We start from the raw sequence: 2,863 nt of genomic DNA on the forward strand, positions 1-2,863 counted from the left end.
CCACCAGGATGTCCAGGTGAAGCTCGCCCATGCCGGCGATGATGGTCTGGCCGGTGTCTTCGTTGAGGGAGACCTGGAAGGTCGGGTCCTCAGCGGAGAGCTTCTGGATGGCCGTGGAGAGCTTCTCCTGGTCACCCTTGGTGTTCGGCTCGATCGCAACCGAGATCACGGGCTCCGGGAAGCTCATGGACTCAAGGACGATCTGGTTGCTCGGATCGCACAGCGTGTCGCCGGTGGTGGTGTCCTTCAGGCCGATAGCTGCGTAGATGTGGCCAGCGGTAGCGCCGTCAACCGGCATTTCCTTGTTGGCGTGCATCTGGAACAGCTTGCCGATGCGCTCCTTCTTACCCTTGGTGGAGTTAACCACCTGGGAGCCTGCTTCCACGTGACCGGAGTACACGCGGATGAAGGTGAGCTGGCCGAAGAACGGGTGCGCGGCAATCTTGAACGCCAGCGCGGAGAACGGCTCGTCAGCGGAGGGCTTCCGGGTCAGTTCCTTCTCTTCGTCGCGAGGATCGTGACCGATCATCGGGGGAACGTCGAGCGGGTTCGGCAGGTAGTCCACGACGGCGTCCAGCATCGGCTGCACGCCGCGGTTCTTGAACGCGGAGCCACAGAAGACCGGGTAGAGCTCGGAGTTGATCGTCATCTTGCGGATGCCGGCCTTGAGCTCGTCTTCGGTGATTTCTTCACCTTCGAGGTACTTCTCCATGAGCTCTTCGGAGGACTCTGCAACGGTCTCAACGAGCGTTGCGCGGTACTCTTCGGCCTTTTCCTTGAGGTCAGCCGGGATCTCCTGGATCTCGTACTTGGYACCCATGGTGACGTCACCCTTGGAGTCGCCGGGCCAGACCAGTGCACGCATGTACAGCAGGTCGACGACGCCGATGAAGTCGTTCTCGGCACCGATCGGCAGCTGCATGACGAGCGGCTTGGCACCGAGGCGGCTGATGATGGTGTCGACGGTGAAGTAGAAGTCAGCGCCGAGCTTGTCCATCTTGTTGACGAAGCAGATGCGCGGGACGTTGTACTTGTCGGCCTGGCGCCAAACAGTCTCGGACTGCGGCTCCACGCCTTCCTTGCCGTCGAACACTGCGACAGCACCGTCGAGGACGCGCAGGGAGCGCTCAACCTCGACCGTGAAGTCCACGTGGCCCGGGGTGTCRATGATGTTGATCTGGTTGTTTTCCCAGAAGCAGGTCACGGCGGCAGACGTGATGGTGATGCCGCGTTCCTTTTCCTGTTCCATCCAGTCGGTGGTCGACGCGCCGTCGTGCGTTTCGCCGATCTTGTGGTTCACACCCGTGTAGAACAGGATGCGCTCGGTAGTAGTGGTCTTGCCGGCATCGATGTGGGCCATGATGCCGATGTTGCGGACCTTGCTAAGGTCGGTAAGCACGTCCTGTGCCACGGTGTCTCCCTTTCGGATGGACTGCACGTTCGCCGCCGGCTCGGTTGAGCCGACGGCGTCCGGGAAGTATTACCAGCGGTAGTGAGCGAAGGCCTTGTTGGACTCGGCCATCTTGTGGGTGTCTTCGCGGCGCTTCACAGCGGCGCCGAGACCGTTGGAGGCATCCAGGATTTCGTTCCGGAGGCGCTCGGTCATGGTCTTTTCGCGGCGGGCCTTGGAGTAGCCGACGAGCCAGCGCAGGGCCAGCGCAGTTGCGCGGCCCGGCTTGACCTCAACGGGGACCTGGTAGGTGGCGCCACCGACGCGGCGGGACTTCACCTCAAGGCTCGGCTTGATGTTCTCCATGGCCTTCTTGAGGGCGGCAACGGGGTCGCCGCCGCTCTTCTCGCGGGCGCCTTCGAGGGCACCGTAGACGATGCGCTCTGCGGTGGACTTCTTGCCGTCAACGAGCACCTTGTTGATCAACTGCGTGACCAGCGGGGAGCCGTAAACCGGATCTAGTACTAGCGGCCGCTTSGGGGCCGGACCCTTGCGAGGCATATTACTTCTTCTCCATCTTTGCGCCGTAGCGGCTGCGGGCCTGCTTACGGTTCTTTACACCCTGGGTATCGAGGGCGCCACGGACAATCTTGTAGCGGACACCCGGGAGGTCCTTAACGCGACCACCACGGACGAGCACAATGGAGTGCTCCTGCAGGTTGTGACCCACACCGGGGATGTAAGCGGTCACTTCAACGCCACCGTTGAGGCGCACGCGGGCAACCTTACGCAGAGCCGAGTTCGGCTTCTTCGGGGTTGTCGTGTACACGCGGGTGCAAACACCGCGGCGCATCGGGCTGCCGTTAAGCGCGGGGGCCTTGGTCTTCTTGACCTTCGGCGTGCGGCCCTTCCGGACCAGCTGGTTAATCGTAGGCACTCTCGTGTTCTCCGTTTTATCCGGAGCGGCCGTTGGCGACCACTCTCTTGTCGCTGCGCCCCGCAGCTCGAGCCGTGAAATTCTCTCCAGAGCAGCCGAGGCGAAGCCTTAATAGTCGGACCGCAGGCCCGGGCCCCGGAATTCCATCCCGACTGGCCCCTAGGCATGCGAAAATGTGGCATACGTTGCACAAGAACCCTGCAAACCGGAAACGTCGTCCTGGTTCAGCGTCTCAGCCTTACGCTGAGTAACTGAAACCGGCGCCCTCATCCACTGCCACAATAACAATTAGTCTCAAGTCTACCACGGTGGGCTCCCTGCCCTTAATCGGCGCGGAAGCGAGGGGCTACCCCACCCGTCGATTGCTCCGGTAGCGCCCTTTTGGGGTCCCAAAACGGCAGCTACGGAGCAATCGACGGGTTAAACGGGGATGGTCCCCCACCTTGCGGTGCGGGACCATCCTTGGGAGAGCTATCCGTTTAGCGGAAGTCGCTGCCCAGATCGTAGTCATCCAGCGGGATGGCGTGGAACTCAGG

The 2,863-nt window shown here is 61.9% G+C and carries 3 protein-coding genes; all 3 read right to left on the minus strand.

What is annotated here, in order from left to right:
- Window positions 1-1,411, minus strand: a 1,411-nt coding sequence (fusA, locus tag AB4Y86_RS15945; RefSeq protein WP_441403162.1) for an elongation factor G, incomplete at its 3' end; no start/stop codon positions are given.
- Window positions 1,412-1,480: 69 nt separating this feature from the next.
- The gene (gene rpsG / locus AB4Y86_RS15950; protein ID WP_441403163.1) at window positions 1,481-1,951 is read right to left on the minus strand and encodes a 30S ribosomal protein S7; all 471 of its coding nucleotides are present in this window, start codon (window positions 1,949-1,951) and stop codon (window positions 1,481-1,483) included.
- 1 nt (window position 1,952) lies between these two features.
- Window positions 1,953-2,327 carry a 30S ribosomal protein S12 gene (gene rpsL / locus AB4Y86_RS15955; protein WP_011692814.1) on the minus strand — a complete coding sequence of 125 codons (375 nt, stop codon included), beginning with the start codon at window positions 2,325-2,327 and terminating at the stop codon, window positions 1,953-1,955.
- Between the last annotated feature and the right edge of the window lie 536 nt (window positions 2,328-2,863).

Source organism: Arthrobacter sp. 2YAF22_2, assembly GCF_052114645.1.
Lineage (GTDB): Bacteria > Actinomycetota > Actinomycetes > Actinomycetales > Micrococcaceae > Arthrobacter.